General features: G+C 46.7%; 20 protein-coding genes and 1 pseudogene. 18 read left to right on the top strand and 3 right to left on the bottom strand.

Features of this window, described 5'->3' with window-relative positions; all coding sequences use genetic code 11:
• Positions 1-170: 170 nt before the first annotated feature.
• The 13 genes from HP399_RS17145 (at position 171) to ybaK (ending at position 18,484) form a co-directional block, all read left to right on the top strand.
• The gene (locus HP399_RS17145; RefSeq protein ID WP_173617744.1) at positions 171-1,013 is read left to right on the top strand and encodes an ABC transporter ATP-binding protein; all 843 of its coding nucleotides are present in this window, start codon (positions 171-173) and stop codon (positions 1,011-1,013) included.
• Entirely contained in the window at positions 946-1,701 is a 756-nt protein-coding gene (locus tag HP399_RS17140) for an ABC transporter permease (RefSeq protein WP_173617743.1), read from the top strand. Before HP399_RS17145 ends, HP399_RS17140 begins: the two co-directional genes overlap by 68 nt.
• 30 nt (positions 1,702-1,731) lie before the next feature.
• The gene (locus tag HP399_RS17135) at positions 1,732-2,727 is read left to right on the top strand and encodes an aliphatic sulfonate ABC transporter substrate-binding protein (protein WP_173617742.1); all 996 of its coding nucleotides are present in this window, start codon (positions 1,732-1,734) and stop codon (positions 2,725-2,727) included.
• An 80-nt stretch (positions 2,728-2,807) separates the two neighbouring features.
• Positions 2,808-3,668, top strand: coding sequence for a tryptophan 2,3-dioxygenase (kynA, locus tag HP399_RS17130; RefSeq protein ID WP_173617741.1), 861 nt, complete (start codon positions 2,808-2,810; stop codon positions 3,666-3,668).
• 199 nt (positions 3,669-3,867) lie between these two features.
• Entirely contained in the window at positions 3,868-4,968 is a 1,101-nt protein-coding gene (locus HP399_RS17125) for an ATP-binding protein (RefSeq protein WP_173617740.1), read from the top strand.
• The gene (locus tag HP399_RS17120) at positions 4,929-7,331 is read left to right on the top strand and encodes a DUF5682 family protein (protein ID WP_173617739.1); all 2,403 of its coding nucleotides are present in this window, start codon (positions 4,929-4,931) and stop codon (positions 7,329-7,331) included. Before HP399_RS17125 ends, HP399_RS17120 begins: the two co-directional genes overlap by 40 nt.
• Complete coding sequence (locus HP399_RS17115) at positions 7,316-8,455, top strand: VWA domain-containing protein (protein ID WP_173617738.1); 1,140 nt, start codon at positions 7,316-7,318, stop codon at positions 8,453-8,455. Before HP399_RS17120 ends, HP399_RS17115 begins: the two co-directional genes overlap by 16 nt.
• Before the next feature lie 19 nt (positions 8,456-8,474).
• The gene (locus tag HP399_RS17110; protein ID WP_173617737.1) at positions 8,475-11,942 is read left to right on the top strand and encodes a DUF4132 domain-containing protein; all 3,468 of its coding nucleotides are present in this window, start codon (positions 8,475-8,477) and stop codon (positions 11,940-11,942) included.
• A gap of 2 nt (positions 11,943-11,944) precedes the next feature.
• Positions 11,945-13,603 carry a hypothetical protein gene (locus HP399_RS17105; protein ID WP_173617736.1) on the top strand — a complete coding sequence of 553 codons (1,659 nt, stop codon included), beginning with the start codon at positions 11,945-11,947 and terminating at the stop codon, positions 13,601-13,603.
• 24 nt (positions 13,604-13,627) lie between these two features.
• Entirely contained in the window at positions 13,628-13,918 is a 291-nt protein-coding gene (locus HP399_RS17100; protein ID WP_173617735.1) for a hypothetical protein, read from the top strand.
• Positions 13,919-14,067: 149 nt separating this feature from the next.
• A complete protein-coding gene (locus HP399_RS17095; protein WP_173617734.1) occupies positions 14,068-16,008 on the top strand; it encodes an AraC family transcriptional regulator in 1,941 nt (646 codons plus the stop codon).
• Between the two features lie 303 nt (positions 16,009-16,311).
• On the top strand, positions 16,312-17,889 hold the full coding sequence (locus tag HP399_RS17090) for a glutathione ABC transporter substrate-binding protein (protein WP_173617733.1): 1,578 nt from the start codon (positions 16,312-16,314) through the stop codon (positions 17,887-17,889).
• 115 nt (positions 17,890-18,004) lie between these two features.
• Positions 18,005-18,484 carry a Cys-tRNA(Pro) deacylase gene (gene ybaK / locus HP399_RS17085; RefSeq protein ID WP_173617732.1) on the top strand — a complete coding sequence of 160 codons (480 nt, stop codon included), beginning with the start codon at positions 18,005-18,007 and terminating at the stop codon, positions 18,482-18,484.
• 39 nt (positions 18,485-18,523) lie between these two features.
• Here ybaK and HP399_RS17080 read toward each other — a convergent pair whose 3' ends face one another.
• Complete coding sequence (locus HP399_RS17080; protein WP_173617731.1) at positions 18,524-19,348, bottom strand: hypothetical protein; 825 nt, start codon at positions 19,346-19,348, stop codon at positions 18,524-18,526.
• 387 nt (positions 19,349-19,735) lie between these two features.
• Here HP399_RS17080 and HP399_RS17075 point away from each other — a divergent pair, with 387 nt between their 5' ends.
• The 5 genes and pseudogenes from HP399_RS17075 to HP399_RS17055 form a co-directional block, all read left to right on the top strand.
• Positions 19,736-20,452 (top strand): helix-turn-helix transcriptional regulator, encoded by a 717-nt coding sequence (locus HP399_RS17075; RefSeq protein ID WP_370642518.1) that lies wholly within the window; start codon positions 19,736-19,738, stop codon positions 20,450-20,452.
• Between the two features lie 145 nt (positions 20,453-20,597).
• Entirely contained in the window at positions 20,598-21,578 is a 981-nt protein-coding gene (locus HP399_RS17070) for an ABC transporter substrate-binding protein (protein WP_173617730.1), read from the top strand.
• 76 nt (positions 21,579-21,654) lie between these two features.
• Positions 21,655-22,680: an AraC family transcriptional regulator gene (locus HP399_RS17065; RefSeq protein ID WP_173617729.1), complete on the top strand. Its 1,026-nt coding sequence runs from the start codon at positions 21,655-21,657 to the stop codon at positions 22,678-22,680.
• A 188-nt stretch (positions 22,681-22,868) separates the two neighbouring features.
• On the top strand, positions 22,869-23,660 hold the full coding sequence (locus HP399_RS17060) for an SDR family NAD(P)-dependent oxidoreductase (RefSeq protein WP_173617728.1): 792 nt from the start codon (positions 22,869-22,871) through the stop codon (positions 23,658-23,660).
• Between the two features lie 50 nt (positions 23,661-23,710).
• A pseudogene (locus tag HP399_RS17055) lies at positions 23,711-24,154 on the top strand (VOC family protein); the annotation flags it as partial.
• 107 nt (positions 24,155-24,261) lie between these two features.
• Here HP399_RS17055 and HP399_RS17050 read toward each other — a convergent pair.
• Together HP399_RS17050 and HP399_RS17045 are read right to left on the bottom strand one after the other, a co-directional pair.
• Positions 24,262-24,696 carry a VOC family protein gene (locus HP399_RS17050; protein ID WP_173617993.1) on the bottom strand — a complete coding sequence of 145 codons (435 nt, stop codon included), beginning with the start codon at positions 24,694-24,696 and terminating at the stop codon, positions 24,262-24,264.
• Between the two features lie 90 nt (positions 24,697-24,786).
• Positions 24,787-25,689: a glutamate biosynthesis transcriptional regulator GltC gene (locus HP399_RS17045; RefSeq protein WP_007718045.1), complete on the bottom strand. Its 903-nt coding sequence runs from the start codon at positions 25,687-25,689 to the stop codon at positions 24,787-24,789.
• Positions 25,690-25,749: the final 60 nt, after the last annotated feature.

The following is a 25,749-nucleotide window of genomic DNA, read 5'->3' as shown; positions in this document are numbered from 1 at the left end:
AAGACGACGAAGTGTAATGTTGCACATAAAGCTTTGATACCGCATTGAATAGGAGAAGGTGCCCGCCGCCTTCCCTTTTTTATTGGATTATAGTTGACAAAAACGATAGGATTAATCATTATTTATTCATAATCCCCATCGACTAAGTTGGAATAAAAAGAGGTGCAGTCATGTATCTGACTATTGATAATGTTACGAAACATTTCGTGAATGAGAAGAAACAAAAAGTAAAGGTGCTGGATGATATCAATCTTGAAGTGGAAAAGGGCAGCTTCGTTTCCATTGTCGGCCCCTCTGGCTGTGGAAAGTCGACGCTGCTCTACTTAATAGCTGGATTGGATCAACCGGATAGCGGTGACATACACGTTGCTGGCAACAAAGTGAATAAGCCCGGTCCCGACAGAGTCGTGGTTTTTCAAGAAGCGGGATTATTTCCATGGCTGACGGTTTTGGAAAATGTTACATACGGGCTCAAGTTGAAAAAAATGTCTGCTGCGAAAGCCAACGAGAAGGCGCTGGAAGTGCTCAAAATGGTCCATTTAAGCAAGTATGTTCATTCCTATCCCCATCAGCTCTCAGGCGGGATGAAGCAACGTGTAGCCATAGCTCGGGCGCTTGTCATGGAACCTGACATTTTGCTGATGGATGAACCATTCTCGGCGTTGGATGAACAGACGCGGATGGTTCTTCATAAGGAGTTGCTTGAGATTTGGCGAACGACCAAGGTCACGATTTTTTTCGTCACCCATAATATCCGGGAGGCCGTTCAGCTTGCGGAGAGGATTGTCGTTTTTGCCACACGCCCCGGAAAAATCAAGGAGATCATTGGGGTTCCTGCCATGCGCGATGGAGTCATGCCGGACAGTGTGACATTAAACACGGAGCAGAAGGTGCTTTCGATCCTGCAAGAAGAGATAGAAAAGGTGCTGAAGGAGGAAATGGGCAATGACTACAGCTTTAAGACGGGTCATCTTCATCGCTATGATAGCGGCGATATGGGAAGTCACATCTAGATTATCTGGGTTGCCATCGTTCATGTTTCCCAGCTTGACCCAGGTTTTCGAAACACTCGTAAATGGATTGATAAGCGGGCAAATTACCGCCGCGATTGGAAAAAGTTTGGGACGAATTCTGTTGGGCTTTTTCATTGCCATTATTCTCGGACTGATATTGGGTTACTTCATTTGGAGGTACAAACTCGTAGAAGATACGCTTGGCTTTGTGGTGACAGCGCTTCAGTCTATCCCGAGCATTGTCTGGTTCCCGCTTGCGATTATCTGGTTTGGCTTAAATGACTTCTCCATTTTGTTCATCGTGACGATCGGGGCGACCTGGACGATGACGGTCAACGCGACCAGCGGTTTCAAAAATGTCCCACCGCTATACCAGCGGGTAGCCAAGACGTATGGTTCGACTGGCTTTCACTTTGTACGAACAGTCATTCTACCTGCATCCGTACCGCAGATTATCTCCGGACTTCGAATCGCATGGGCATTTTCCTGGCGGGCACTCATGGCTGGTGAATTGCTCGGGGGTGGCGGTGGTCTCGGTCAATTGCTCGAGATGGGACGTTCACTTGGACAAATGGATTTGGTGATATCTGTCATGATCATTATTGCGATCATCGGTACCATCGTTGATAATGTTGTCTTTTCACGCATCGAACGCAACGTTCAGATGAAGTGGGGAGTCCATTCATAAAAGAAAAATGGCTAAGGAGTGTGTCGTCACATGCTTAAAAAAGTGTTTAGTACCGTTGTCGCATCCCTATTATTGATGGGGTTTGTGAGCGGGTGCTCTACTGGCGGAGCAGAATCCTCTGAGAAGGAAGTAAGGATTGGATATTTCCCAAACTTGACCCATAGCGCAACGATCATCGCGCTGGAAAAAGGCTATTTTAAGGAAGCATTCGGTGCTGATATGAAGATTCAAACAAAAACGGTCGCCAATGGCGGATTGTTTATGGAAGCAATGGCAACGAAGGCGATTGACGTAGGGACGGTGGGGCCAGGGCCTCTTTTGAACTTTTATGTCAAGCATCCCGGGTATCGTTTGATTTCAGGTGCGGTCAATGGCGGAGCTGTGCTCGTCATGAATGGTTCAACCAATATTAGTGAGCTAAAAGATTTAAAAGGCAAAAAAATCGCGATTCCGGTAATCGGCAGCACACAGGATGTCATGCTCAGAAAAGCACTAAATGAGGTTGGCCTCAAACCGACGACGAATGGTGGAGATGTGGAACTGTATGCGGCGGCGCCAGCAGATACGGCAGCATTATTCGTGCAAAAATCCGTTGATGGTGCAGCAACTCAGGAGCCGTGGGGATATGTACTTGAGAATCAGGCAGAAGGAAAATTGCTTCTGGACTGGGATCAATTCGCTTGGGGGAAAGAATCAACCAATACTGTGGTAGCAGCCAGCGATGAATTTTTGAAACGAGAAGGATTGGCAACCGCCTACCTGCAAGCACATAAAAAGGCCGTCAAATTCATTCAGGAAAATCCCGAAGAAAGCCAAGATCTGATCATCAAGCATTTGAAAAATCTGACTGGCAAAGAGTTGAGCAAAAAAGAAGTGCAGGCAGCCTTTTCCCGTCTGGAAGTAACAACGGAGGTCAATGAAAAAGTCATTCAGGAAATGGCAGATATTAGCCAGGAAGCCGGTTATATTTCCAGTAATAAAATCGATGGCTTAATCGATTTGAAATATTTAGAAGCCGCGAAATAAAATCGGGTGAGAAGGAGGGAGGTTCAGCAGGAGGAACGAGGGGTGGAAAGGAATTAGATGGGAAAGGAGGTCATGCCGCGATGAGACCACATGAACAAGGAAGTAATCAACCGAACGACACTTCATTGGAGACACAGGTTCATACTGATTTCCAAAAAGAAATGAGTTACGGCGATTACTTACAGCTCGATCAAATCTTGTCGAGTCAACACTGTCAATCTACCCATCATGATGAAATGCTGTTTATTATCATTCATCAGGTGAGTGAGCTATGGATGAAACAAATTTTGCACGAACTGTCAGCAGCAAATGAGTGCATCTGCAACCACGATCTGGAGCCTGCTTTCAAAATGTTCGCGCGAGTCTCACGTATCCAGCAGCAATTGATTAAATCGTGGGATGTCCTTTCTACATTGACGCCAGCTGACTACCTCCAGTTCCGTGACAAGCTGGGTCATTCGTCCGGTTTTCAATCCTATCAAAACAGATTCATCGAATTTACGCTAGGATATAAGAACCAGCATGTCCTAGCGGTGTATGCGCATCAACCAGAGCTGCACGCCCAAATGAGTGCGGCCTTGCAGCAGCCCAGCATTTACGATGCGGCGATCAGGGAGATGGCTGCTCGTGGCTTGCCGATTGATCCGGAATGTTTGAATCGCGACTGGTCACAGCCTTATCAACCAAATCAAAGTGTAGAGCAAGCCTGGCTGACCGTATATCGAAATGTGAACCAGTATTGGGATCTGTACGAGTTGGCAGAAAAGCTGGTGGATATCGCCAGCCAGCAACAACAATGGCGTTTTAACCATATGACGACAGTCGAACGCATTATAGGACAAAAGCCGGGAACAGGAGGGTCATCAGGCGTCATGTACTTACGCAGAGCACTCGATCACCGTTTTTTCCCGGAGCTTTGGAGCTTGCGGACGCTGTTATAAAAAAACTCTTCAAAAAAGCGAGAAAAGCGTCTTGGGGACCCAGGGCGCTTTTTCGTATGTAGTACTCAATTCACATCTTTTCACATATCTTTCCTAATATTGGGTACAAATACCCTTCTTTTCCTAACAAACATATGTTTTCATTTTTTATAGTATACCTTATTTTTCAAGTACAACCAGAAATGGAGTGGGCATTTGGATGGAAACAATGAAGCCACCTATGGAAGTGTTATATGCTAAACAGCTGAATGCGCTGCGATCCCATGATACAGGGACAAAACCTCCCAATTGGCTGATGTCGCCGAGAGCTGTGCGCGATTTTATTTTAGGAACGGATGAACCCCTCTCTTATGAGGGCGAAAGTATACCGATTACGAAGAAGTTCTATGGAGACGATGTGCTTATTGAGCGTGCAATCGTCACATTGGCAGGCAATCGTGGCTTGATGCTCGTCGGTGAACCTGGAACGGCAAAGACGATGCTGTCTGAGCTGCTGTCTGCGGCCATTTCCGGTACGAGCACAAATACGATCCAAGGCACCGCAGGAACGACAGAGGATATGATCAAATACTCTTGGAACTACGCGATGCTGCTGGACAAAGGTCCTTCTCTGCAAGCGCTGGTTCCTTCGCCGCTATACACCGGTATGAGCAAGGGGATTATTACGCGATTCGAAGAAATTACCCGTTGTCCGTTTGAGGTTCAAGATGTGCTGATTAGTATTTTGAGCGACAAGGTGATGAACATTCCCGAGCTGGCAGACGGCATCGTGTTTGCGAAGCCCGGTTTTAATATCATTGCAACAGCGAACTTGCGGGACAAGGGCGTTAATGAAATGAGCAGCGCGCTCAAACGACGTTTTAACTTCGAGACAATCGCGCCGATTAATCATGTGAAAATGGAAGCACAAATTATCGAATCCCAAGCAAAAGTGATTCTGGAGCAAAGTGGCGTAAACATCGAAATCGATCGGGATGTGGTTGAGATATTGGCGACGACCTTCATGGAGTTACGTATGGGCGAGACTAAAGAAGGATTCAAAATCGATTCTCCTCAATCCGTGATGAGTACAGCCGAAGCCGTATCCGTCTATGTCCAAAGTGCAATGACGTCCCATTACTATGATGGCAGGCCAATTTCCATGGATCGACTGGTACAGAACATGCTGGGAGCGGTCGTCAAGGAAAACCAAAAGGACGCAAATATCCTGAAAACCTACTTTACCAAAGTGGTCAAAGAACGGGCAAAGGAAGAGGGTCTATGGGGAACTTATTACAACGAGAAGAAATGGATCAAGTAAACGGTCAAGACCGCTTCATAAAGTCATTCGTCGAAGAAGAGGTCTACAACCTCAGCAAACAGGTCGTCTATTTCCCGGTTCGTCATCATAGTCCTGCCTGCGCATTTCATTTGAAAAAAACGATCGAAGAGTATCAACCGGAAATCATTCTGATTGAAGGCCCGGACCATAGCAATCATATCATTCCGATCTTGACGGATGAACGGACGAAGCCTCCTGTGAGCATTTATTACGCGTACGCCTCAGGAGAGCAAAAATACGTCTGTTACTTTCCGTTTCTTCTGTATTCGCCGGAATATGTTGCCTTGGTCGAAGCAAAACGTCGGCAGATACCTGCTGCTTTCATTGATCTAAGCTACGGAAGTCGCCTCGAAAGCTTGGAAGACGGTCATGATTTGAAAAAGAAGAATGAAAAGCTGTCCTATCACGATGAGCGCATGCTGGCAGGCTCGCAGTTTATTCAACGATTGTGCCAGACGATGAAATGCCGGAACTTCGATGAGCTGTGGGAAAAGGTTTTTGAGATTGATGGTATCCGCAAAAAGACGCAGGATTTCGTCAAGGATGTCTTTGCTTATTGCTACCTGTCTCGAAAATGCTATGATGACGCTGCTTTGGAAGCGGAAGGCGATTTGATTCGTGAGGCGCACATGCGTCAAAAAATTGCAGAGGCCAAGCAAAAGCATGCGAGAATTCTCGTGGTTACCGGGGGCTTTCATACATACGGACTCATCGAGGAACGTAAGACTTCCTATAAGATACAAAAGGTGCAGGAAGAAAAAATATATCCGATGGTGTACACGTACCAGGAAGCAGATCAGTTGAATGGATACGCAAGCGGGATGCCGTACGTTCACTACTACGAGAGTGTGTGGAAGGCTCTGGAGAAGAAGGAGCGTGCTCCTTTCTCGAAAAGCGCCTTGATGTACCTCCCGCAACTGCTCAAAAGGCTGCGTGACAAGGGAGAAACGACGTCGACTGCGGATGCGATCGAAGCGTACAGCCTCATGAGCGGCTTGGCAGTCATGCGGGAAAAGGCCGAGGGCGGTGCCTATGAGTTGATCGATTCCGTTCTCTCTGCTTTTACAAAAGGCGAACGCTCGATTGCAACATCACAGCCGATCGAGATATTGCGAGAGTTGTTGACAGGAGACGGAATCGGTGAGGTTGCCCCAAATTCACTGGATGTGCCCATCGTTCGCGATTGCAAAGACAGATGTAAATCGCTAAAGCTTGCGATCACGACAACAGGGCGCAATCAGAAGGTGTTAGAGCTGTATGCCAAGAAGTCGCATCGCGAAGCCAGCCAGTTCTTTCATTGCATGCAGTTCTTGGGTACAGAATTTTGCGCTAAAGAAGCCGGACCAGACTGGATGAATAACCGAAATGTCAATCTTGTCCGAGAAACATGGCGCTACAGCTATTCCTCGTTCGTAGAAGCCCGTCTGATCGAGAGCTCGGTCTACGGTGGGACGGTGAAGGAGGCAGCTGCGCATAAGCTAGCCGATATGGTAAAAGAATTGCCGCAGCACCAGAGCCATGAGCTGGCAAAATGGCTTTTGATGGCGGTCGTTATGGGTTTGGAAGAGTTGTCGGAACGACTCTTTGAATCTGTACAAGAGTCCGTTAAGCAGGATGGACATTTTCTCTCTCTTTGCAAAACATTGAAGACACTCACGATTCTTTTGGAGCAAAAACGGTTGTTCGGTCTTGTCGAGACAGAACGGCTGGAGAGCTTGGTGGAAGAAGTATATTACCAGGCTGTGACCAAAATCGTCGAGCAGGGAAACCCGAACCCCAACGAACTGGATGAGTTGGCTGATCAGCTCAAATTCCTCTACATGCTGAGTGAGAAGAGACAGGCGGATGATTCCCGAGAGATTTTCAGTGATCAACTTCTGGAATTGCTGCGTAACGACAAGCTCCCCGCGAAACTGGAGGGGGTAGTGGTCGCGATCTTGTGCAATCTCGAAGTGATCGAACGCGCAGAAATCTCCAGACGTGCGCGTGCCTATATGTTCGGGTCGCCTGAGCAAATGCTGCATACCGCTGCGTATTTACATGGCGTTTTTATCGTGGCTCGTGACTACCTCTTTCATCAAGAAGAAATCTTGCGTGATCTGCATCAGATGATTACATCCTTGGCGTACGACGACTTTTTGCAAGTGGTGCCTGAACTGCGATTGGCGTTTACATATTTTAGCCCAATGGAAATTAGTATGCTCTCGGAAAAAGTGGCAGCTCTCTTCCAAACGACGGTGGAACAAGTCACGAATCCAGTCATCGATGAGCGTACCTTGCGTGATGCCCGCATGCTCGATCAAGCGATCAAGGAGGAGTTTGCCAAATGGAACCTGATTTGAGCCGCGAAGCCTTGAACCGCTGGCGGTTGTTATTGGGCTCTCATGCCGAGGAATCATTGGAAGGCAGCGGGGTCTATCAATCATCCGAGTTTTCCTATCAGGAACTAGACTCGATTCTTGAATTTTTATACAACCGTGAATACGGAGAAGAGCAAGGCTATCGAAAAGAAGGTGGCAGGGGAGATTCGGCATTGACGGTTCCCTCCTGGCTGAATAAAATCCGCAAGCTGTTTCCCAAAAAAACGGTAGAAATCCTCGAGCGGCAAGCTCTGGACCGTTATAACATGACAGAGCTGTTGACAGATAAAAAAGTGTTGGAAAGCATGGAGCCCAACATGACCCTCTTGAAAAACATCCTCCAATTTAAAGGCAGGATGAAAGGAGAGGTCGTGAAAAGTGCAAAGGAAATTGTACGCAAGGTCGTAGACGATCTGCGGCGTCAGCTTGAAAATGAGGTGCAGACCAGCATTGTCGGCAAACGCAATCGCCACAAACGCGGCTATACGAAGTCGATGAAAAATCTGGATGTCCATAAAACGATTCGTAAAAATTTGAAAAACTATGATCGCAAAAATAGTCGTTTTATCATCGATGAGCTGTATTTCCACAGCAATATCCAGCATCACAACAAATGGAACATCGTCATTGTCGTGGACGAGAGCGGCAGTATGATGGACTCTGTGATTTACAGCTCCGTTATGGCAAGTATTTTTTACAAGCTCGCTGCCTTGAAGACGCATTTGGTTATTTTTGATACGAAGGTCGTTGATTTGAGCAGTAGACTGGATGATCCGGTCGATGTGCTGATGAGTGTGCAACTTGGTGGGGGGACTCATATTGCCCAGGCGCTCAAATACGGAAGAACACTGCTCGAAAATCCATCGAAGACGATATTTATCCTCGTCAGCGATTTGGAGGAAGGCTATCCGATCAAGGAAATGTATCGCCAAAGCAAGGAAATTATAGACGCGGGCTGCAAGTTTTTAGTGCTTACAGCTTTGGATTTCAATGGCAACTCTACGTACAACCAGCATGCTGCAAGGGTATTAAGCGATATGGGAGCAAATGTCGCCGCGATCACGCCCGATGAGCTCGCGCAATGGATTGGTAAGGTTATCAAATAGAGAGAAGGAGGAGTAAGGAATGGTTTTACGAAAGACAGATCTGAATCCAGTTACGAAGAAATTTGTGGAGGAGTTTATCAGTGCAAGTGATCGAAACAAGCATTTGTACGATCAAGTCGCTGATTACGTTGCAGGTGACACAGACGAATGCCCGGCAATCGCAGAGGACCCGCGGTTTTACAGCTATACGGTTCGATCCGAATTTGACAAGCTGAAAAAACGCGGCGAGGAGTTGGCCTTCTATCGAGCAGCTGTGCTGATCTACAAGGCTAGCAACCGTTTTTACGATAAGAAAAATGTGATGGATGAGTGCTTCCTAGATCAGATCGAACTTCAGGGGATGAAGGACATCGGTGATGCTGATATCCGAGCAAAAGATCAGAAAGCATTGGAGGCCATGAGAAAAACGATCGAGCATTTCGGACATGCGTTGTTTGCCGAATTTTTGTTAAAAGCCGCGGAGGATTATCGCGTAAGTATCAGCCGTGATTACTCCTCGACATTTGATCGGGCCGAATTTTTGCTATTCATTTCGTATGCGTACACGATTTCTCCGAGCTTATTGGAAGAAGCAAAAGAAAAGCTGATGCCGAGCTACTATTACCTGACTACAGGTGATACACGCGAATATATAAAAGAGCTGCATACCATTACAAAAGAAGTCGTGACCATGCAGTTTTCGAGCAACAATTTACTGACCAACGAGTCGTTGTACCCGTCATACGTCAAAGAGAAAAAGGCTGCGCTGCGGGAAAAGTATTATCCAGAAGAGCAAGTCAAGGAAGGCTCCCTTTTGAACCAGAAACATTTGAAGCGTTCTATGGAGCTGGTCATCAGCTTGCTGTATTTCCGCATTCACGTCAAAGGCGGGATCAGTGCATTCCTGAAGAAGGAAGAGGAGATAGATCGGGAGCTGCACGATACCTTGCAAATCATTTTTGACATGTTCCCGCTTGATATCTTGTCCGAAGATAAGAGACTCGCTGACCTCGTACACATGGATGAGCCTTACGCTCTACTGCTGGGCCTGCGTGAGCATTTGCTATCCCCACCGACCAATTGGGAACAAGTGAAGCAGCTGGTACTGGAAGACGTAACCAAATCGAGACGAGCGCTTGAGCTTGCTTCGATCCCGATGGTCAAGGGATTCTTACACAAAACGCTGGCGGCAGAAGGCGTGGATCTCTCTGATTTCCAGCCATCTTTGGAAGGGATTATTCAAGACGCGCTACGACGTGCGAAGGGCTCTACAAAGCTGGCGAACTACTTGGATGATAAAGCTGTCCTAGAGGATGTGCTCGAGCATGTGCATCTGGAGGACGTACAACTCGTAAGACAGCAGATGATCCTGCTGAGCTTCTTGCCTGTGGACCATCCGTTTATTGCACGACTGATTCCCTTCATGTGCCAATACAAAGACAAGTCCAATCGCAGAGTAGGTCATATGTGCTTCACTCATGCGTTCCAGGATCGATTGACCGCCTTCATCGATCATTACCGGAATGACAAAGCTGTAGATATTCAGACTCTTTTTAATCAGATTTTGTCAATCAAGGAGACACACTATTATTACACAGACGTCAATGAAGAGGTGTATCGTTCGTTGATCGTAGCGAATCCGGAAATGAGTCTGGCTCAATTTGACAAGCTGGAAACGGAGCTTCGCGTGTTTGTGACTCAAACCCTATTGGCGGCAAAGGAGACGCTGTCAGAGGAATTGCGCAACCAAGCGATTCTGCTCGGGGTGGCTGACAGCTCGAAGAAAGTGAGCGGCCTTGCTGGTGCAGCGTTTCTTCAGGCCAAAGACAAGGAACTATATTTGCACGTCTATCAAACGGAGAAAAAAGCAAAGGTCAAGGAAATGGCGCTGGATGCCATTCGCTCCCTGGACAATAACAAGGAGATTTTCCAGGAGCTACTGACAAATGAAAAAAGCAGCAAATTTAAAACGCTGCTACAAACATTTATCGACGCCGAGGAGCAAGGGCCAGATGCGAGTTTGACCCATCTGGGCAACCTGACCGACAAGCGCAAACTCACACGGATAAAATGGATGCCACTGGAGCGCATGCCAGTCCTTCGCGACCAAGACGGCAACGAGCTGGGGCAGGAAGTAATGGAGTATATGCTCACCGCTTCGATCGATTTCCCGACAGCGCCAAACCAGTTGGTACTTGACTTGAAACCGTCTCTGCAAGCGGCATCTGTTGCTGACTTTACTACAGAAGTTTTGCGCTCATGGCTCGATAATGGGGCAGTCGCAAAAGAAAAATGGGTCATGCCGCTCTGCGTCGCTTTCGGAGATCGACGTATAGTCGATACAATTGGTCAGTGGGTTAAGGAGTGGACAGATCACTCTCGCGGAGCTTTGGCTGCGGATGGCGTGCGTGCCCTGTCGTTCTCGAATGATTTGACTGCGCTGCGCCTAATCGACCAGATCAAGCGTACGATCAAAAACAGGCAAGTCAAATCAGCAGCAGAAGAGGCGCTTTCCATGGCGGCTGCGAATCAGAACATTTCCGCGATGGAGCTGGAAGACCGACTGGTCACCACGCTTGGCTTTGATGCGTCGGGCAAACAAGTGTTTGACTACGGCGACCGCACCTTCACGGTCAAAGTCAGCAATGAGCTGGAGTTGGAAGTCACGAACGACAGTACAGGAAAAGCGGTAAAAAATCTGCCTGCACCGTCCGCGAAAGACGATCAGGAGAAGGCAGAACAAGCGCGATTGACTTTTGCTCAATTGAAAAAAGACCTGAAAAATATGGTGAAAGTACAATCTCTTCGTCTGGAGGAGTCGCTGTCCAAATCGCGTTATTGGTCAACGGCAGCATGGAAACGTCTCTTTGTGGAGAACGTGTTGATGCAAAAATTCGCAATCGGGCTCATCTGGGGTGTATACGAGGACGGAAAGCTCGTAGATACGTTCCGCTATATGGACGATGGGACATTTAACACCGTGGACGAGGATGAGTATGAGTTGGCAGATGAGCAGCTCATTGGTTTGATTCACCCACTGGAGCTGGACGAAGAGTCGTTGAACGGCTGGCGTACCCAGCTAGAAGATTACGAAATTACCCAACCATTCGAGCAGTTGAATCGAGAAGCGTTCCTCCCAACGGAAGAAGAATTAAAAGCCAATGAATTGCTCCGACTGCCTGTTGAATCGTATTCACCTACCGCTTTTGCGAAAATGATGGAGAAATTCGGCTGGGTCAAAGGAACACCGCTTGATGCTGGTTATTATTATGAGTTTTACAAACTGTATGACGGAATGGTGGCTGAGCTGAAAATCAGCGGGGCGAGCATTTCGTATTGGGAGGGCATGGAGGATGTGAAGCTGGAAGCGTTGGCTTTCTATCCGAATAAAGATGCCGAATACAAGCATTTTTACTTCAAACCAGTGGATCGGCTGAAGCTCACCGATATTCCAACACGCATTTTCAGCGAAACCGTCTACGATGTCATGCGTGCAGCAGGAAAATAACGATGGCGGATTTTACATCGGAATTTCATCGGTTTATCGCGCTGTGCAACGAAGAGTATCTGATCAAATACGCGAATAAAGGAATTTACAATCGTTCGATCAAGGAAATGGAAAAAGGAATGACCGTTTCCTACGAGTTCGGGGATGATTACGTCGAGTGTGCGCTGTCAGATGACAGCGTATGCCGACTTCATGCAGATATTAATCGTTTTTCCTGCTCATGTCCCTCTGACAAGATATGCAAGCATGTCATCATCGCCATCGTCAACTATGCTCAAAACCATTTGCAAGCAGGAGCAGAGAACGAGGAAGAGCTGGAGACCTACAAGCCTGACTTTAGCTGGCTGTTGCAATTGCAGCCGTCTCACATCAGTAAGGCCTTTACCCCAGCGCAGATAGAGGAAGTGCTGTTTCGCCTCGACTATTTCGAGGAGATGGAGGTCGTTGAAACATCCTTTTTAACGATAACTTTGCGCACCCAAGATATATCCGTATCTTTTGACAGTGAATCGGAGATCGGGAAGAGTATGTGCACCTGCAAGGCGAAGGGCAATTGCTTGCACAAGCTAGAGGTCATTTTGCGCTATCGGGCCATGCATGAGCTACAGGATCGTGAGCAGTTACAAGCATCCGTAACCGATGTCAGCTACGAAACCGATGTCGTAGCTGAAGCCAAATCGCTGATCGCAGAGATTCTTGGCATCGGCTTGGCGAAGCTATCCCAGACGATTTGTACACGGCTGGAGCTGCTTGCTATTGCTGCACATAACGGCAATCTCCCCCGCGTGGAAAAGGACATTCGAGGCATTCATGGGGAGCTGAACTTATTTTTTCAGCGTCATGTCAAGTTTTCAACGGAAGCGCTGCTCGACCGACTTTCCCGGGTGTATCTTAGTTTGCTTGCTCTAGAGAAGACCGATCACACCGAAGCGAAAAAGCAGCTGCTCGGTAGCTTTAAGAGTAAGTACCATATGGTTCCACAGTTAAGTCTGTATGCTTTGGGAGCAAATCCGTGGGAGACGCGGTCGGGGTACAAGGGGATTACGTATTACTTTTATTCGCTTTCTGATCAACACATCTATACGTATACAGAAGCGCGCCCCGTGTATTATGAAGGCATATCCTTTTCCTTTAAGGACAGCTATAAAGGCAAGGTACCTTGGGGCGGGTTGATCTCCATGGAGGAGCTCTCCCATTCACAGGTCATCCTGACACAGGCGAAGACGAATCGGGAGCAGCGCTTGTCTTCCAGTGAAGAGACGCGGCTAACCATCGTTCCCAGAGACAATATCGAAGAGCTGGATCTCGGCAAGGTGTTCGTTCGCGACTGGTCAAGTGACTGGAAGGACGCGGCAGGCGATATGTTTGAAACTGCGTTGGACTCGGTTTTTCTATTGAAAGCGAACAAGTTCAACCAAGTCGATTTCGATCAGAAGACGCAGCAGTTGATTCTGACCATCGAAGACGAGAAATGTCATTCTCTCCAATTGAGCATTTCCTATCAGGGGGAATTCGCCCGCAATATACGTCATCTCGAACAAAACAAACGGCTGCTAGAGCTGCGCGATGTGTATTTGCTTGTGCAAAAAATAGGAGATGGACTTTATCCGATCAGCATCATGCAGGGTAAATCGCTGACGAGCTTTAAGTTAGATCTATAACGGTGAGGGAGTGGACGTAAAATCATGGAGGAGTTATATTCCTTTACCGAAAAGCTGATCGAGTGGCAGGAACGCTTGTTACTCAAAGGAATCCATAAACTTGACAAGCAAGATTTACAGGAGCTGAAAAAACTGCAAGAGCTTGCGACCGAATACGATATGAGCTTCCTCGGTTCATTGATAGAAGACCTACATGTGGAGGGCAATCGCTATTTGCAGGAAGTAAAAGCGGATGCGGAGTTGTTAACGCAGCAGTATTTGTATGTGGTGCAGTACCTCAATATGATGAAAAAGCCTTTGACTCGATCATCGTAATTCGGGTGTAGGATAAGGAAGAGAGATTCTTGAAGAGTCTCTCTTTTTTCTATGGTCTAAACGTATAATTTGACGGTGAGAATTATTATCAATAAAATGGTAGAAAAAGAGAGGGATGGGCAACCAGAAGGAAATGGAGGATAGATGGGATGAGGATAGAAGACTTCGCTCTATACTGGAATTATGCCACAATCAAAATCATAGATGTTCGAAAGCAGTATCAAAATGGAGGCGAAAAACTGGCATCGTATCGGTTACCGACGAGCGGGTTTCTCTATAGCACGAAGGGGAGCGCCCAAATTTATTTGGATGGTATGAATGTTGACGTCAAACCGTTTACGGTCTTGCATGCGGGCAAAGGTACTCGCTTGGACATTCACTTGACCGCCGAGGAGTTCACTTATTATCTCATTTTGTATAAGGCTGTCGTGTCTTTTCCTTGGCCATGGCGAAATGATCGTGTCATTCTACGGGAAGAAGCGAGCGCTTTTCATCGAATCTATGAGCTAAAGCCAGATCATCCATTGGAGATGTTTGACCTCGTGCATCAGATTTACGAGGAATGGCAGTGCTCCAGCCAATTGCAAAAGTTCCACGTTAAGGCGCTTTTTCACCTGTTTGTTCATCAGATCTTGCGACAATTGCAAGAGCAAGCAGGCCATACAGATAAGCCCGATGTGGTCGAGCTTGTCATTTCCCATATACATACTCACTACCAAGAGCCACTTACGCTTGATTCACTTGCGCAGCATTTTGGGTACAGTGCCAAGAATTTATCCAGGATCTTCAAAAAACAGACGGGTAACAGCTTAATTGACTTCGTGATCCAAGTGAGAATTCAAAAGGCCAAGGAGCTATTGCTTCATACAGAAGCACCGATCCAAGAAATTGCTGAAAAAATAGGCTATACGGACAGGCTATACTTCACGCGTATCTTTAAAAAGCTAACGGGAACTTCACCCGGACAATTCAGACAACGAGGTGCACGGGAGATAGATAAGGAAAATCGTCCATACAGATCGCGTGGATTGTCCATTGTTATGACGGGTGCTCGACGGTATAGTAATGACGATTATGAGAATCATTATCGTTATGATGGAGAGGAAGATTCATCCATGTACAGTCGTAAAGTGCCTATGGTGGCTACCTTGTTATTTTGCTTTGCGCTCGTATTGAGTGCATGCACCACGAGCTCAACTACAACCAGCACTACGGGAGTCAGACAAGCCGTTCAACAAACGGATGCAGTTGAAAACAACAACCTGACTCGAAAAGTTTCGACCATAAAAGGGGAAATCGAGATCCCAGCAGAACCGAAACGAATCATCGTGGATCTGTATTTGGGAAGCTTCATTGCCTTGAATGTAAAGCCAATTGGAACGCCAGAGCTGAATCTAAAAAATCCGTACTTCGCTGAGGCTTTGGCAGGTGTAGAGAATATCGGGGAATACGAAAACATATCGCTGGAAAAAATGCTCGAGCTCCAGCCAGACTTAATTGTAACGGGAAATGAAGCAGCCTATGAGCAGTATAAAAAAATCGCGCCTACAGTAGTTGTTCCCTTTGGAGAACTGAAAAACGTCCATGAAGAGATTACCTTTGTAGGAAACCTGCTGGGGAAAGAAAAAGAGGCAGCAGCTTGGTTGGCTGAATACGATCAGCGTATTGCCAGCGCCCGAGAAAGGGTTGCAAAGGTAGTCCCATCAGACGCTACGTTCTCGATCATGCAGGATTGGGGTAAAAACACAGGCGTGTTTGGGGATAATTTCGGAAGAGGCGGACAAGCCGTTTATTCAGCGCTTGGATACAAACCACCCGCAGCGGTAGCCAAAGAGGTTATGGAGCAACAGTCCGTTGAAGTGTCGAGTGAGGTGCTGCCTACTTTTGCCGGCGATTACATCATCCTGACATCCGATGAACGAAGCATGGCCGATTTGCAGGCAGACCCTATTTGGGGAACACTTGATGCAGTAAAAAATAATCGCGTGTACATTTGGAAGAAAGATAAATCTTGGTATTTCGATCCGATTGCAACCTTATCGCAAACAGAGGAGCTAGCAGATTGGCTTGTGACCACGCAGAAGAAATAGGGTAGAGCTAGAACCCGGATAGTCGATTGTATCAACTTGTGTTATCCTTTTTTTTGGAAAAGGGTTGATGCCTGTGAACGTGTGGGACGGGAAGAAAGTCAGACTACGCGCCGGCGTTCATTTGTCAGATAATCTTTGAAGCACTCTCTCGCTGCCAAAGGGGGGAGTTTTTTGTTTATATACAAAGTTGTAAAGAAACTGAAAATAAAGGTAAACAAAGTGAAAATATAATAACTGAATATTATCTAAAATAAAACATGTTTGAATGCTAAAACATTTGCAACAAGAATTGGGGGAACACAGATGAAAAAGAAGAGCTTTTATCACACGTTGATTGCCATGACAATCGCGGTATCTGCGGCTTTGGCTGGGTGTTCATCGGGGCAAGATGCGTCCACTAGCGCGGGACAAGCAGGGGGTACAGCGGAAGCAAGCAAAACAGGAGGAACCCTCGTCATCGCTCGTTTGTCCGATGCGAACAACCTCGATCCGCATTTCCTGTCCCAAATCCCTTCAGCAGCAATCGTTCATCACAAAGTATACGAAGGGCTTGTCCGCATGGATAAAGAAAGCAAATACGTCCCATCCCTGGCAAGTGAGTGGAAGCAGCTCGATGACTTGACGTGGGAGTTCAAGCTGCGTCAAGGCGTGACGTTCCATGATGGCGCACCTTTCAATGCGGAAGCGGTAAAGGCGACGATCGCTCGCGTTCAGGACCCTGCCGTTGGCTCCAGCCGGATTAATATGTTTGAAGCAATTAAAGAAGTGAAAGTAGTAGATGAGTACACGGTACAGTTTCTTCTGAATTACCCGTACGCACCGCTCTTGTCTGTTTTGGCGAGTGCAGAGGGAAGCATCATCAGCCCGAAAGCCATTGAACAATATGGAAAAGATTTGAGCAAGCATCCAACCGGTACAGGCCCGTACAAATTCGAAAAATGGACGCCAGGTCAAGAAGTGGTTCTCGTGAGAAACGATAGCTACTATGGCGGTAAACCAAATTTGGATAAAGTCGTTTTCAAAACCGTACCGGAAGACACAACTCGCCTTGCCATGGTTGAGACAGGAGAAGTTCAAGTGGCAGAAAACCTGCCTGTGACTGACATCGATCGCGTACAAAATTCTCCATCAATGCAATTGGGTCGATACCCTGGGTTCTCTGTCGATCACATCGGATTGAATACAAAGAAAAAGCCTTTTGATGATGTGCGTGTCCGCCAAGCCATTGCCCACGCAATCGACAAGAAGACCATTATTGAAGGTGTTTACAACAGCGTGGGAACGCCAGCTCACTCCTCGATTACACCAGCGATGGTTGGGTACAGCCCGAATGTAAAAGACATTCCGTATGACGTCGAGAAAGCGAAGCAATTGCTCGCCGAGGCTGGATATCCAAACGGCTTCAAAGCAAAAATCGCGTTGAATGATAACAAAGCACGGATTAGCGTAGCCGAGGTTTTGCAGCAACAGCTGAAGCCAATCGGTATTGACCTGCAACTGGATGTTATGGAATTCGGTGCGTATATTGAGGCAGCATCCAAAGGGGAGACTGACCTGTTCATGAGCGGATGGGGAAATGCTACGGGAGATGCCGACTACAACCAATCGAACCTGTATCACTCGAAAGCTCATGGCGCACCTGGTAATCATTCCTTCTACAACAATCCAGAAGTAGACAAGCTGATTGACGAAGGACGCAAAGAAACAGACGCAGAAAAACGGAAGCAACTCTATGAAAAAGCACAACAAATCGAAATGAACGAAGCACCGCTTATTCCGTTCCGATTCTCCGAGAACTTGGCGGCCATTCAAAAGAATGTACAGGGTGTATGGATTAGCCCGGCAGGCCATATCGAGATTAACGAAGTAACGATTCAATAATACGAGGCGCCGCTGACATGCTTGTGTCAGTGGCGTTTTTTGGTTGAAAAGTAGAACGCCATCCCCTAAGATAGATTATATTTTGTTGACCAGCGTGTAGCGGAGGTGGAATGGCGTGAAGCAAGGAAAAACGAATGCGATGCGGATATTGGATAAAGAAAAAATCGCATACACCATGCTGACATATGCAACGGATGATGGAAAAATCGACGGAATCGCTGTCGCCCAAAAGATCGGTCGCGAAGAGAACGTTGTCTATAAAACCTTGATTTCGCAAGGGACGAGCAAATCGTATTATGTATTTGTCATTCCCGTTGAAGCCGAGCTTGATCTCAAAAAAGCGGCCAAAGCAGTCGGCGAGAAGAAGATCGAGATGATTCCCGTGAAGGAGATCACCAACGTATCTGGCTATATTCGTGGTGGATGTTCGCCAGTGGGGATGAAGAAATTGTTTCCAACGGTCATCGATCAACGAGCACAATCGTTAGAGACGATCATCGTCAGTGGCGGAAACATTGGCGTCCAGATCGAAATGGAAGTAGAGGGCTTGTTACAAGCAACGAAAGGCTCCTTGGCAGATGTATCTACAATCTAAAGCAAAAAGGCCACGGCATTAGCTGTGGCCTTTTGTTGTTTAGGGAAAAAGTCCCTTCCAGACTTGAATAGGGGTGTCGCATGAGCAGCAGTTCAATTCACCAGCAAGATAAGGAAGGTGGGCAAGCAGCGTTTTATCCTCAATCACAAGCGCACGTTGGTATAATCCCTGAAGTCCGCTGTCGTTTGTCATGTCCGGTCTTTTGGAGATGATTAAAAATCGTTCCGTTGTACCGTGAGAAACGGGATCGTCTTCGTAAGCGAACAAAATCTCCTCTTCCTCATCTGGCCATAAGTAGATAGACTGATCGCACGTCGGACACACCGTTACATATTCGTCTCCCGCTGAAAAGGTGAGAAGCATGTTGGCAACGTCTTTGTCCCCACGTAATGCAGCGTCCGCAGCTAATATGTAGCGCTTGTCTGCATCATGCTCTCCCATCCGTGCTAGGTGAAGGATTGATTCTGTCTGCTCTGTCAGTGATAGAATGGCACGACGGTATTCACGATAGATCTCTCTGATGGTCTCTTGATCCAATAATGGTGTCTGATCACGTAAAAACTCCGAGGGCACATCCATTTGAGTCGCATTTTCGCTACTGGCTTCGAAAATGCCGCAGGTTATGAAGATGTCCAACAGAATATCGGGGCTCTCTGTTTTTAGAGCGATCTCTACTAAATAGGGAACTGCAGCATATGTACATGGATAAATTGTATTTTGATGATACAGAAGCTCCCAATACAACTCTTCTTTTTCCTCGGAAAAATAGTCGTGCTGAATATGTTGGATGAGCGCAGGGATACGATCAGAAAAACCATAAGGACCTTGTAGCTTATCCCATATAGAACTTGCGAAATCTAGCATAAGAACATCACCTCTCTTGCTGAAATGAGCTACTATTCCCATTATCATAGTAAAATTTGCCTCAATTCGCTATAATTTGAGAATGATTATCATATGCATTTTTCGCATTGGATGGGGTGAACAGCGTTGAGTTCGACAGATATTCAAGAAAACTTTCATCTTTTTTTTGACAGAATGAATCTGGAACCGCAAAATGTGGATCAGAAAACCAGTCTGACCCTTCATCCAGAGATGGGGGAGGGGTATGTTCGTCGGTTTCTTCCTCGGTATGATATGGAAGTTGTTGTATCCGACTATACATTTTACCGATCACAGAGCATCTCTCTATCTACGAAAAGTCCTATGGTAGAGCTTAATTTTTGTTTAAAAGGGGAAAGAGGCATATGCGTGCAAGGCAAAGAGCACCAGTTGCTGCCAGGACTTTGCTCACTTCAATTCATGTCAGAAGTGGAAGCGAGGTTTGAATATGTTGGAAATGAGCCGTTCTGCATGCTTGGCATCGGTATTCCTGTGTCGACCTTTCATCATTTTATGGAGGAGTCGAATGGAGGGCGTTCCATTGAATTCGGGCAAGTTCTTGGAAAACAATCGTTCCGTATCTTTCAGGAAAAGCTGTCTCCTGCCGCTTCCGTTGCACTCCAGCGTGTGATGCAGTACGTCGCCAAACCGGGAACGAAAAAGATCGAGATGGAAACAGGCGTTTTGGGACTGCTTTCGATGGCGTTTCAATCCTTTCTGCTTGATAGCAAAACGGAATCTGTTCCCTTATCGAAAAGAGACAAAGAAAAGATCGTGCAAGCAAGGGAGATCATGTTGGAATACATGGCAGACCCGCCTTCATTACTGGAGTTGTCCCGGATGATTGGTTTAAATGACTACAAGCTGAAGATAGGTTTTAAAGCAATGTTTGGTACGACCGTTTTTGGCTACTTGCGAGAAAAGAGGTTGGAAAAAGCCTTATTTTTACTTCAACAAGGGGAAATGAACGTGACGGAAACCTCGAGTGCCATCGGATATACGAATACAAGCTACTTTGCGGAAGCATTCCGGGAGAAATATGGTGTCAACCCAAGCGTATTCGTGAGACGTTCCTCTAACAGGTAGGCTCAGTATCCCGATAACCAGCAAACTATTCCGTCTACAGGTAGTATGGCTAACCGGCCAGTAGTATCATTTGGGGCGTTGATAACGAATCTCATTTGCATATTGGTTTATGTAAGAGAGCCTCAAAAAGGAGAGAAGACGGAGTATGCAGCGACAAGGTACAATTTTTATGGCCCTTGCTATCATTTTAGTCCTGATGATAACAGGATGCGGTGGAGGATCGAGCCAACAAACAAGTGCACCAACTACGAACAAACAAGCGGGACACCAAGACTCAACGCCTGTAAAGAGCGAAAGTACTTTTCCGCGTACGATCTCGCATCTATCAGGTGAAACGATCATTCAGGAAAAACCAGTGAAAATCGCGACGCCGTACATTGCTTTTGTTGACTACTTGGCCGTTTTGGATGAGTATCCGATTGCTGCCCAAGGTGTATCGACCATTTCGGCGAATTTTCCCAGTCTCAGTAAACGAGTGGCGGATAAAAATATCATCGATCTAGGGATGGAGGTTGATCTGGAGAAGCTGCTGGCTGTTCAGCCTGATGTCATCATTGCCGCAGATGACATGCGCGACCAATACGAAAAATTATCGCAAATTGCACCAACTGTCATCTTGCCACAGGCTGGGGATTGGCGTGAAACCTTGCAACAAATGGCTACCATTATTGGAAAAGAGGAGAAGGCTACGAATGTGCTGGCTGAGTTTGATCGAAAATCGGGGGCATACAAAGAGCAGCTCGCTTTTCGCAGTCAGGAGTCAGTCATGTTCGTCATGTACAGAGGGAAAGAGCAGTTCATTACTTGGAATGATGGACGTTTCGATCCATTTTATGATGGACTTGGCTTGAGACGAACAGAAGGGGCCAATGAAAATGGACAGCTTTCACTGGAGAGCCTCGCGCAATTAAATCCAGACCATCTGTTCGTCATCAATAATTGGCAAGCGCCGATCCAAGGTGGAGTGAAAGAGGCCTTGAAAGGAAGCAACGTCTGGAATAGCTTGAATGCCGTCAAAAACAGCCGGGTCTATGAATTGGCAGACCCTTCGTTACCAGGACCGATGGCTCTAGCGAAAATAGACGGGATTGAAGAGATCATGAAAGCGATGGGGAAGCAAAAATAACGGGTACGTTCGCCTTCATGCATACTTAATCATTATCGGAACGAATCGGTAAGCAACTAAAGGAGATTCATACGTAATGAAATCAGACCGAATAAAATTCCCGGCGGGATTTTGGGCGGGATTACAACGACTAGGGATTGCTCCCCATGACCTAGTTCGCAAAGCGCGCCTGCCGATCACCGTTCTTACCGAACCAGCCGTAGTCACCACTGCCCAATATTTCAAAATCTGGCAAGCTTACTCCGATCTAGTTGGTGACATTGCAACCGGAATCATCAAGCTTTCAACCACCTTTGAAACGGCACAATACCCACCGACTGTTTTAGCGACCTACCATGCTCGTGACTATCGCGACGCGCTTAATCGAATGGCCCGGTACAAACAACTGTGCCCTCCGGAAAGGTTGCGCATAACAGAGGAGGGCGAGCACTGTACAATCGAATTGGAGTGGATGCACAGCGAGCAGCCCGGACCACCAGTCCTGGTTGGAACCACGCTAGCCTTTCTCCTAGAACTTGGGCGACGGGGCACGGGCAAGCGTTTAACTGCACAGTCCGTGGAATTTTCTCACGCGATGGGGGATGTAACTGCCCTTGTGGCTTACTTCGGTTGCCCTATTCGGATTGGTGCCACCGTTAACCGATTAACACTCTATCGACGCGATCTGGACCGCCTCTTTCTTTCGTATAACAAAGAATTGCTGGAGATTTTGACACCTGTCTTGGACCGATCATTGGATGAAGAGAGCAGTCATTCAATTGCTGAGATGGTCAAGTGGATTTTGAAGCGAAGTCTAACTGGAGGCCGCCTTGATATTCGAGCTGTTGCGAGCGAACTGGGCATGAGCGATCGTACCTTGCAGCGCCGTCTTACGGATGAATGCACAACGTTCAAGCAACTGCTGACACAGGCTCGGCATGAACAGGCACGAGAATACTTGGCCGACCCCAAGCTAGATATAAAAGAAGTGGCTTTCTTAATTGGATATGAAGATCAGAACTCGTTTTACCGGGCCTTTCGCCTTTGGGAAGGCGATACACCCTCCAATTGGCGTTCCGAATATTTTCGGGTCAATCCCGCCGTCAAAGAATTTCCAAGCTGACCGATTTCAAGCAGGTCTACCATTTTCCAGGTTTCACTATTCGGCGGGTTCAGCAAGAAATTTGGCGTTGTACGCTAGTTACCGAACGATCCAGAAAAAGTACGATAATCTCTATCCGGAGCACAAGGATGTTCCAAGATGAACTTCTAGTCAGCTTACCGTGAATGACTACAAAGGAGACAAGTGTTATGGATATGGGATTAAGGAGCAAAACTGCTTTAGTAACTGGATCAACGAAAGGGATTGGGAAAGCAATTGCCATTGAGCTCGCCAGAGAAGGCGTCAATGTCCTCGTAAATGGACGGAATGATGAAGAGGTAGAACGAATCGTAAATGAATTGAAGTCGGAATTCCCGGCTACTTCTCCTCAGAATGCTACGGCCGATATTGTGGATAGGCAGCAAAGAGAAGCTTTATTTGAGAAATATCCCCACGTGGATATTCTCGTTAACAATGTGGGTATTTATGAAATCATGTCCTATGAAGACGTTGACGATGAAGTATGGGAAAAATACTTCCGAACAAATGTCCTTGCCGCGAATGCATTATCTAAATTTTACTTACCTACCATGTTGAAGAACAATGATGGACGAATCATCTTTATAGCAAGTGAAGAAGCGATTATGCCTTCAGGGCAAATGCCTCAGTATTGCATGACGAAATCTATGCTATTATCACTGTCAAAAAGTCTATCTAAGCTAACGATAGGAACAGAAGTCACATCCAATACAATCATGCCAGGTCCAACGCTTTCCGAAAATGTATATCAAATCATTGATAGTCTGTTTCCTGATGATATGGCATTTTCGGAAAAAGAGAATCAATTTATGGCTGCAAACCTGCCCCAATCCGAATTACAGCGGTTTATCAAGCCTTTTGAAATAGGTAGGCTGGTAGCGTTCGTATCCAGCCCTTATGCAACCGCATTTAAAGGTTCACCAATTCGTATGGACGGGGGCATGGTGCCAACTATTTTTTAACATGAATTCCATATTTGCGATCAGAATTGCCAATATTTTTATACATATGATACGAAGCACATTTACCTGTCAAAAATCTCTTGAGATCCATTGAGTTTTACAAACAGTTGGATTTGGAACTCGCCCATCAGACTCCTACAATTGCTTTCTTTTGGATTGAAAAAGGGCGCAGCTGGTTAGGATTATGGGAGACAGACCGGGTAGATACTCCTTACCACGTTTCGTTACGTCATATTGCCTTTCAAATTGATCGCAAAGATATGGATGAAGCGAAGAAGTGGTTGGAACAGAAGGGGATAGAGGTAACAACGAGCTTCGGTTTCCCACCAGAAAAACAGCCGCTTGTATTACCGAATAACCCCCAAGCTCACGCTGCTATTTACTTCGAAGATCCTGATGGCAACTTACTGGAATTCATCGCACCCTTACGAATTGATTTTGAGGAAGCCTTCAAAATGATGACGCTAGAGGATTGGAATAAAAGGGAAGGATAGGAAAGACTTTTCAAACGGGGAGACACTTGTGAAAAGCTACTGGCTGCGACTGTAAGGAAGATACTCAAAAGTCCTGATGCATCTGTTCATCAGGACTTTTTCTTTGCTTACTCTGTTTGGAACGAACCGAAAATCTCCAGGTAGTGTGCATTGTACATGATGCCGAGGACATTCCCAAAAGGATCAAGGACAGAAGCCGTTATGAATCCGTCACCACGCTGGATCAGGGGTTCGTACTCTCTTGCTCCCATAGATAAAAGCTTACCGAGTACGAATTCGATATCGTCGACGTGCCAGTACATCACAGCGCCACCCGGACCAGGTACCGCCGCAGCAGGTGCGAAACGGCGATCAATGAGGCCAAGTTCGTGCTTGTAGTCTCCAATGCGAAACTCGACATAGGCGAGCTGTCCATCCGGTCCAGACCGCTCGAAGTACGGCGCAATGCTCAGTAGTTCCGTGTACCACTTTTTTGCCGCCTGCACATCATCCGCCCAATAACTAATCGTAGCAAAGCCCCGCAAGGTTTGGGTGTGACTCATCATCGAAATTCCTCCTTCAAATGGATGGTACTTCCGATTATAAGGGCCGACTACTGACAACTGTCTGTCAGTAGTTTGAATTACTTTTCCTTAACTGTACTTACTCAGTACATCAAAAAACTCTTTCAGAAAATGATAAAAAAGCTTTTCAGAAGGGGGCAGCTCACGGTTGTTAGGAATGATAATGCCCACTGTTCGCGTCACCAATGGCTCACTTATCGGGATTTTCACGGTCTCACGGGGAACGTTATCTGTTAACGTTAGCTCCGGCAATAATGTGACGCCCAAGCCAGCCGCCACCAAACCTTTAATGGCATCGATATCTTCCCCTTCAAAAGCAACTTTAGGAGAAAAGCCCATTTGTGAGCAAGCATTGACTGCGATATTGCGGAGGATGAAACCGGGTGGAAACAACACAAATGTATCTTCCTGCAACTGACTGAGACGCAAGCTTGGCTGCTTGGACAGCGGGTGCTTTGCGGGCAACAACGCGACGATATTTTCAGCGAAGAAGATGTGGCTGCGCACATTTTTTTCCTGAGTGGGAACGGGTCCAAGAAAAGCCAAGTCGATTTCACCGTTGATGACCGAATCGATCAGTCCCTGATAAGAGCCTTGCTTTAATTGAAAGCCGATGTCCGGATACCTGGCGCGAAAACCAGAGATGACCGTCGGAAGGGGATTGGCAGCGAGGCTGCTCGTAAAGCCTACCCGAATCGTGCCGCGTGACGGGTCGAGGAACTCCTCAATCTTCTCCTTTGCCTTCTCGATTTCGTTCATCGCCATTTCGACGTGTTGCAAAAAGATTTTTCCAACTGCCGTTAGCTTGATATTGCGACCTTCACGAAGGAACAGCGACACACCGAGTTCTTCCTCCAGATTGGCGATTTGCCGACTGAGGGCAGATTGGGCGACGTGCAAATGATGTGAGGCTTCGGTGAAGTGCTCTCGTTTGGCAACCTCGATGAAGTATTGAATCTGTCGTAGCTCCATGAATACCCCCACCTTACCTATTGATCTCGATTTGAGATAGATTTTGCATAAATTATATAT

The sequence above is a fragment of the Brevibacillus sp. DP1.3A genome (genome assembly GCF_013284245.2).
In the GTDB taxonomy this organism is placed as follows: Bacteria; Bacillota; Bacilli; order Brevibacillales; family Brevibacillaceae; genus Brevibacillus.
This window is presented reverse-complemented; position numbering and strand designations above follow the sequence as displayed.

Excerpts from the sequence above, each read along its gene's own strand:
- HP399_RS17145 (WP_173617744.1), top strand. The coding sequence starts at position 171 with ATGTATCTGACTATTGATAATGTTACGAAACATTTCGTGAATGAGAAG.
- HP399_RS17140 (WP_173617743.1), top strand. The coding sequence starts at position 946 with ATGACTACAGCTTTAAGACGGGTCATCTTCATCGCTATGATAGCGGCG.
- HP399_RS17135 (WP_173617742.1), top strand. The coding sequence starts at position 1,732 with ATGCTTAAAAAAGTGTTTAGTACCGTTGTCGCATCCCTATTATTGATG.
- kynA (WP_173617741.1), top strand. The coding sequence starts at position 2,808 with ATGAGACCACATGAACAAGGAAGTAATCAACCGAACGACACTTCATTG.
- HP399_RS17125 (WP_173617740.1), top strand. The coding sequence starts at position 3,868 with ATGGAAACAATGAAGCCACCTATGGAAGTGTTATATGCTAAACAGCTG.
- HP399_RS17120 (WP_173617739.1), top strand. The coding sequence starts at position 4,929 with ATGGGGAACTTATTACAACGAGAAGAAATGGATCAAGTAAACGGTCAA.
- HP399_RS17115 (WP_173617738.1), top strand. The coding sequence starts at position 7,316 with ATGGAACCTGATTTGAGCCGCGAAGCCTTGAACCGCTGGCGGTTGTTA.
- HP399_RS17110 (WP_173617737.1), top strand. The coding sequence starts at position 8,475 with ATGGTTTTACGAAAGACAGATCTGAATCCAGTTACGAAGAAATTTGTG.
- HP399_RS17105 (WP_173617736.1), top strand. The coding sequence starts at position 11,945 with ATGGCGGATTTTACATCGGAATTTCATCGGTTTATCGCGCTGTGCAAC.
- HP399_RS17100 (WP_173617735.1), top strand. The coding sequence starts at position 13,628 with ATGGAGGAGTTATATTCCTTTACCGAAAAGCTGATCGAGTGGCAGGAA.
- HP399_RS17095 (WP_173617734.1), top strand. The coding sequence starts at position 14,068 with ATGAGGATAGAAGACTTCGCTCTATACTGGAATTATGCCACAATCAAA.
- HP399_RS17090 (WP_173617733.1), top strand. The coding sequence starts at position 16,312 with ATGAAAAAGAAGAGCTTTTATCACACGTTGATTGCCATGACAATCGCG.
- HP399_RS17080 (WP_173617731.1), bottom strand. The coding sequence starts at position 19,348 with ATGCTAGATTTCGCAAGTTCTATATGGGATAAGCTACAAGGTCCTTAT.
- HP399_RS17070 (WP_173617730.1), top strand. The coding sequence starts at position 20,598 with ATGCAGCGACAAGGTACAATTTTTATGGCCCTTGCTATCATTTTAGTC.
- HP399_RS17065 (WP_173617729.1), top strand. The coding sequence starts at position 21,655 with ATGAAATCAGACCGAATAAAATTCCCGGCGGGATTTTGGGCGGGATTA.
- HP399_RS17060 (WP_173617728.1), top strand. The coding sequence starts at position 22,869 with ATGGATATGGGATTAAGGAGCAAAACTGCTTTAGTAACTGGATCAACG.
- HP399_RS17050 (WP_173617993.1), bottom strand. The coding sequence starts at position 24,696 with ATGAGTCACACCCAAACCTTGCGGGGCTTTGCTACGATTAGTTATTGG.
- HP399_RS17045 (WP_007718045.1), bottom strand. The coding sequence starts at position 25,689 with ATGGAGCTACGACAGATTCAATACTTCATCGAGGTTGCCAAACGAGAG.